This window comes from Verrucomicrobiota bacterium, assembly GCA_037139415.1.
GTDB lineage: Bacteria > Verrucomicrobiota > Verrucomicrobiia > Limisphaerales > Fontisphaeraceae > JBAXGN01.
On the sequence record JBAXGN010000319.1, the window covers coordinates 1 to 4,500 of the forward strand.

Sequence of the window (4,500 nt, forward strand, 5' to 3'; positions counted from 1 at the left end):
ATACCTGTTTCTACAGGCGGTTTAATTTTGGGTTATTCTCCGGTCACACACCCCCGAACCATCCGGCAAATTACCGGTGAGCTGAACCGTGTTGGGCGATTTGATGGTGGCGATAGCGGCACCGTATCCCAGCGCCGCACTGGGGGCATAACTTAGGGTGTAGTTGCCAACGAGGGAAGCCGAATTGCCGGTGGCCAGCGTCGCCAATTTCGGCATCGCCAGCGCTTGGGCGGCCCAACTCGGCTCACTCACCGAGCCGGTAATACTGCGCATGACCGAATCCTGCGGATCAATGTTCAGTGATACATATAGCACAGGTTTGCCTGGACGCATCACAACCACCGTAGCCTCACCGCGAATATTAAACGCGCCGCTGATGGCGATGGTTGTTCCCCGGTTTTGCAATTGCCCGGTGAAGGCTCCTTTGTCGGTGATCGTCACCTTGATGGTGCCGGCATTCGAGATGGTCACTGGACTTTGCGAATCTGGCAGATACAACCCAGAATAGTCACCCTTGAAGGCCGGCCAGGGGTTCGGCACAAATGTTGCCGTGATGAAGGTTCCTTGTTGATTCGTAAACAAATAGGGAGATTTGGCGGATAACTCATGGCCTGCGTTATCCGTCCAGTTGGAGAGAATCTGGCCAGGGCCAGGAACCGCCGTGAGCGTCACCTTGCTACCGATTTTAATGGCCTGACCATTGGCAGCCCCCGTGACTTTGCCATTGCCGATGACTTGCAACTGCAAGGGTGCCGACTGTGCCAGCGCCAGCAAGGCGGAACAGAAGAGGGAAAGGGTTACGGTGAGTAGCCGAGCCTGATTCGTTTGTTTCTGAAACATAAAATTATTCGACTTAATTTCGTATCAAGACGCTGGCATCTTGCACACCACCTTGCATTTCGTCAAATCATAATCGGGTTGATTCGCCGGAAACACACACGCATGACGCCATGCTGTTAATTTTAAAAGATGAACAAGCTGCGCCGAATGCAAATATCGTTGAGGTTGCAACTCGTCCGGTCCCGCTATTTGAGCGTCGAAAAATCCGTCGCCTTCATGAACACGGACACCACCCCGTTGCTGGCCTGGGTCAGCGAGCCGCCGGCTGCCTGCTCCGAAGCCGCTTTGACTTTCACCCATTCCGGATCGGCACGGAAATTCTTGAACGACTCGGCAGCAGCCTCTTTGCTTTGATGCGCCAGGATGTAAATCAGGGTGTCGTCCGCGCCCTTGTTCTTATCCATCGGTGTCCAATAACCGACGTTGGTGATGCCGTGTTTTTCAAATAACTTGACGGTGTGATCGCGGAACCGGGCCAGCAGGTTCGGCAGGTTGTTGGGGGTACACTTGTAGGTGCGCAGTTCAAACGTGCGCGGGGTTGCGTCACCCGACGGCTTGATTTCCGGCGAGAAATCCGTCGCCTGCAGAAACACGCTTTCCGCCTTCGCCACAATTTTGCCATCCGCCTCGGACGCTTTACGCGCGGCGGCCCAATCCGGATCGGCGCCGAACGCCTTCCACATCTTTTCCCGTTCCTCGCGGCTGGGGAAGGCGAGGATATAGATCAACTTGTTGTCCGGGTTTTCCAGCGGAATCCAGTAACCGATGTTCACCATGCCGTGCTTCGCGAACAGCTTGCAGGTGTGATCCCGGAACCGGGCCTGAAGGGCATCCAGCCTGCCCGGCGCAGCATAATACGTCCGCATTTCATAGCACCGGGTATCCTTGCCAGCGGGCACATCTGCGGCAGTCAGGGTGATCGCTAGAGACAACAGCCCCAGCGCCATGGTGGAAAACAATGATTTCATGTGGCAAAATTACTTTGCTGGCAACGCCCAGACTTCCACTTCGGTATATTCATTGAGCGCGCTATCGGTGCTGCCCCGGCTGTACAGCCGCACATACCGCGCCGTCACCCCCTTGACTTCGATCAGCTTGCCTTCATACCCCTCGAAGTACTCGCGGTCGGTGCCAATGCCCAGGCCGGAGGAATTATCCTGGTCGTTGTTGAAGATCGTGCGCACGTTATCAATAAAATCCTCATCATCGGCCACTTGCACCACCACATCCCGGTAAATCTTCGGGGTGTCGTGGGCGTGCCAGAGGAGTAGAGCGTGGATTTCAAATTTCTCCGCCAAGTCAATCTGCACGTACTGGGTGCCCTTGCGCATGATGAGCACGGAACTTTCGGTGGCTTCCTTGTTGCCATCGGTCACCAGTTCCGGGGCGCCGGTCATGGGCGATTTGTCGCTAGCCGTGACCTTCTTGTTCAGCGCCACGTTTTTGCAGCCCTTGGGTGCCAGGAACGTCGGACGCGGTTTTCCGCTGGGTTTTTCCGCCGTGGAATCCTTGGGGATGTCGCCCGGGGTGCCTTTAAAGGCGGGCATGGGGAGTTTCAAGGGCAGCGGTTCGAGATCGGCAGCCGTCAGGCTCAGGTTCGAGCAAACCAAACCGCCGGCCAGCAGCGCTGCCGCCATCAATTTTGTAGCATTCTTGTGCAACATATCTTTCATCGTCGTGATCATGGAACGTCTTTATGTCGGCAAACCGCCGCCGGGTCAATCATCTTCCGTTACCCCAAGCGATTCTGTGCCGCAAGTTTTGGACGCGCGCTGCCGGAAAAAATTCACCCGGATGCGTTCGCGAAGCTCCCGCCCGCTAATGAATATAATTCAAAGCGCCGGATAGCACGGCTGCGACGGCACCGATGATCGTGATGTCGGCCGCCACCGCCAGCGGGGTAAGCAAGACGCGGTAAGTCCATTCCATTTGATCTGGATACACCGGCAAGTCATGGTTGGTCGCGGGTTGGCCCGGACGCACCAAGGCGAAACCCACCGGGTTGGTGACCAGCAACGCATACGGATACTGATTGGTACCGGGAATATGGGTGTTGGTGTGCGAAAATATCGGGATTTCCACCAGAGCGGCGGTGGCTGGTTTCACAAACTTCGGTTTCCTGGCTCCCTGATTCTCAAACAAATAATAAGCGCGCGGACGGATGCGGTCGCTGGAATCACGCATCTCATCGTACTGCACCAATACGTCCTGGCGCGCTGCCGCGTTGAACAAGCGCAGATTCGGGTTCCGTGTCGGTTCGCAAAAGTTGCTTTCCTTCCACAGCGCCTCGGTCACGCATCCGCTGGACAGCAATGCCAGCCCCAGCAGCAGAAATGAACGCATTGCAGCTTTCATGGTCAGCCTGATCATTGTTGATACTATGCACCGGATGCCCCACCAATGCAAACGTTCCATCCACATCGTCGCCGCCGCCGTCAATCGGCGCAGATAGGGCCCCTGACTGCCATCCGTCCTATTTTACCTCGTTCAATTTGCAATGCTTGGCCCCTTCTCCCATAGTTCGGTTTCATTCCGCATTCGTATGTTTCTTCTCACACTCTCCGCCGTTTGAAAAATGCCTCCAGGCTGGCGCGCGAAACCGCCGGGCTGGCATTCGGTGTCATGTTTCCAGTCACTTGTCGTGGACACCTTTAACAGCCTTCATTGGGTTGGAATTAGTTGGAACTGGCTGGAATAAAGAGAGATGCAAAACCTAGAGAGGCTGTTTTTCGTGCCTTTTTACTTGTCGCGGGTTTTCAAAATCGTCATTTGCAAGTCCTTGATTACCAAGACACCACGACAAGTGACCGGTGGCATCACTTTAACATTAAAGTTGAAATGGCTAGAATTGACCACTTTGGAGGATTTTGCAGTTTTGAGTTTTTTACATTAGGAAAAATTATCATCGCGGAGGGTCTGCGGGTGCTTGGCCAGGCTAACGCGGGACTTCCGCGCCTTCTGTAAATACCTAGGTTCCATTTTCTGAAAATCGAAACTTTTGGAAGATCTTCTCACCATATCGCCCAACTCCGCTTCCGAAACTGGTGGCAATTCCTGAACTTTGCCACCCGGATGTACTGCGAACGCCTGATAGGTTGTCATGCTCACAGCTATGCTGAAATCTTGAACAATTAATCCTGATTAGGCATATCCTGTATTTTTTGACCAGGCTTTAATTCGCGGTACCAGCGTCCCTTTTCGTCCTGTTTCCATCCCCATTTGCGCCGCTCCGATTCATTCGATGGGCATGACGCAGCGTCAACTGGAACATCCCAGTCTGCCGTCACATTGCCATCGTATATCTTAGTCACAACCCAAAATCTACACAATAACTGGTTGTTTGTCGAATAAATCCCCCAATAATGCGCATCTCGCTTGCCGTGTGCGTACTACTGTAATATATTACCCGTGATGCTGGTGGGGCTAGTGGAAGCGCATTAAATCAGCAGTCGCGCCGTGGCCACTTAAACGGCGCGTTTTCATTTCCCCTGGCAAACAAAAGCCGCCCTGGATGGCCAGGGCGGCTGCTCATGGGATGGATGCCGGGTTAATGAGGGCGGGTGGATTCCCCTTTAGTGGCTGGATTTACCTCCAGAGCATGTGCGGCCATGCCGTCCAGATACCGGGATAGATCAAACCCTTCCGCCTCGGCGTATGCCT

The 4,500-nt window shown here is 54.3% G+C and carries 5 protein-coding genes; 1 reads left to right on the forward strand and 4 read right to left on the reverse strand.

What is annotated here, in order from left to right:
• Positions 1–21 precede the first annotated feature (21 nt).
• The 4 genes from WCO56_29035 to WCO56_29050 all read right to left on the reverse strand — a co-directional run bounded on the left by WCO56_29035 (position 22) and on the right by WCO56_29050 (position 3,195).
• Positions 22–840, reverse strand: coding sequence for a hypothetical protein (locus WCO56_29035; protein ID MEI7733645.1), 819 nt, complete (start codon positions 838–840; stop codon positions 22–24).
• 185 nt (positions 841–1,025) lie between these two features.
• On the reverse strand, positions 1,026–1,808 hold the full coding sequence (locus WCO56_29040) for an NIPSNAP family protein (protein MEI7733646.1): 783 nt from the start codon (positions 1,806–1,808) through the stop codon (positions 1,026–1,028).
• Between the two features lie 9 nt (positions 1,809–1,817).
• Entirely contained in the window at positions 1,818–2,525 is a 708-nt protein-coding gene (locus WCO56_29045; GenBank protein MEI7733647.1) for a discoidin domain-containing protein, read from the reverse strand.
• Between the two features lie 133 nt (positions 2,526–2,658).
• Positions 2,659–3,195 carry a hypothetical protein gene (locus tag WCO56_29050; GenBank protein MEI7733648.1) on the reverse strand — a complete coding sequence of 179 codons (537 nt, stop codon included), beginning with the start codon at positions 3,193–3,195 and terminating at the stop codon, positions 2,659–2,661.
• Positions 3,196–3,519: 324 nt separating this feature from the next.
• Here WCO56_29050 and WCO56_29055 point away from each other — a divergent pair, with 324 nt between their 5' ends.
• Positions 3,520–3,804, forward strand: a complete 285-nt coding sequence (locus WCO56_29055) for a hypothetical protein (GenBank protein ID MEI7733649.1) — start codon at positions 3,520–3,522, stop codon at positions 3,802–3,804.
• The last annotated feature ends 696 nt before the right edge of the window (positions 3,805–4,500 follow it).

Excerpts from the sequence above, each read along its gene's own strand:
- WCO56_29035 (MEI7733645.1), bottom strand. The coding sequence starts at position 840 with ATGTTTCAGAAACAAACGAATCAGGCTCGGCTACTCACCGTAACCCTT.
- WCO56_29040 (MEI7733646.1), bottom strand. The coding sequence starts at position 1,808 with ATGAAATCATTGTTTTCCACCATGGCGCTGGGGCTGTTGTCTCTAGCG.
- WCO56_29045 (MEI7733647.1), bottom strand. The coding sequence starts at position 2,525 with ATGATCACGACGATGAAAGATATGTTGCACAAGAATGCTACAAAATTG.
- WCO56_29050 (MEI7733648.1), bottom strand. The coding sequence starts at position 3,195 with ATGAAAGCTGCAATGCGTTCATTTCTGCTGCTGGGGCTGGCATTGCTG.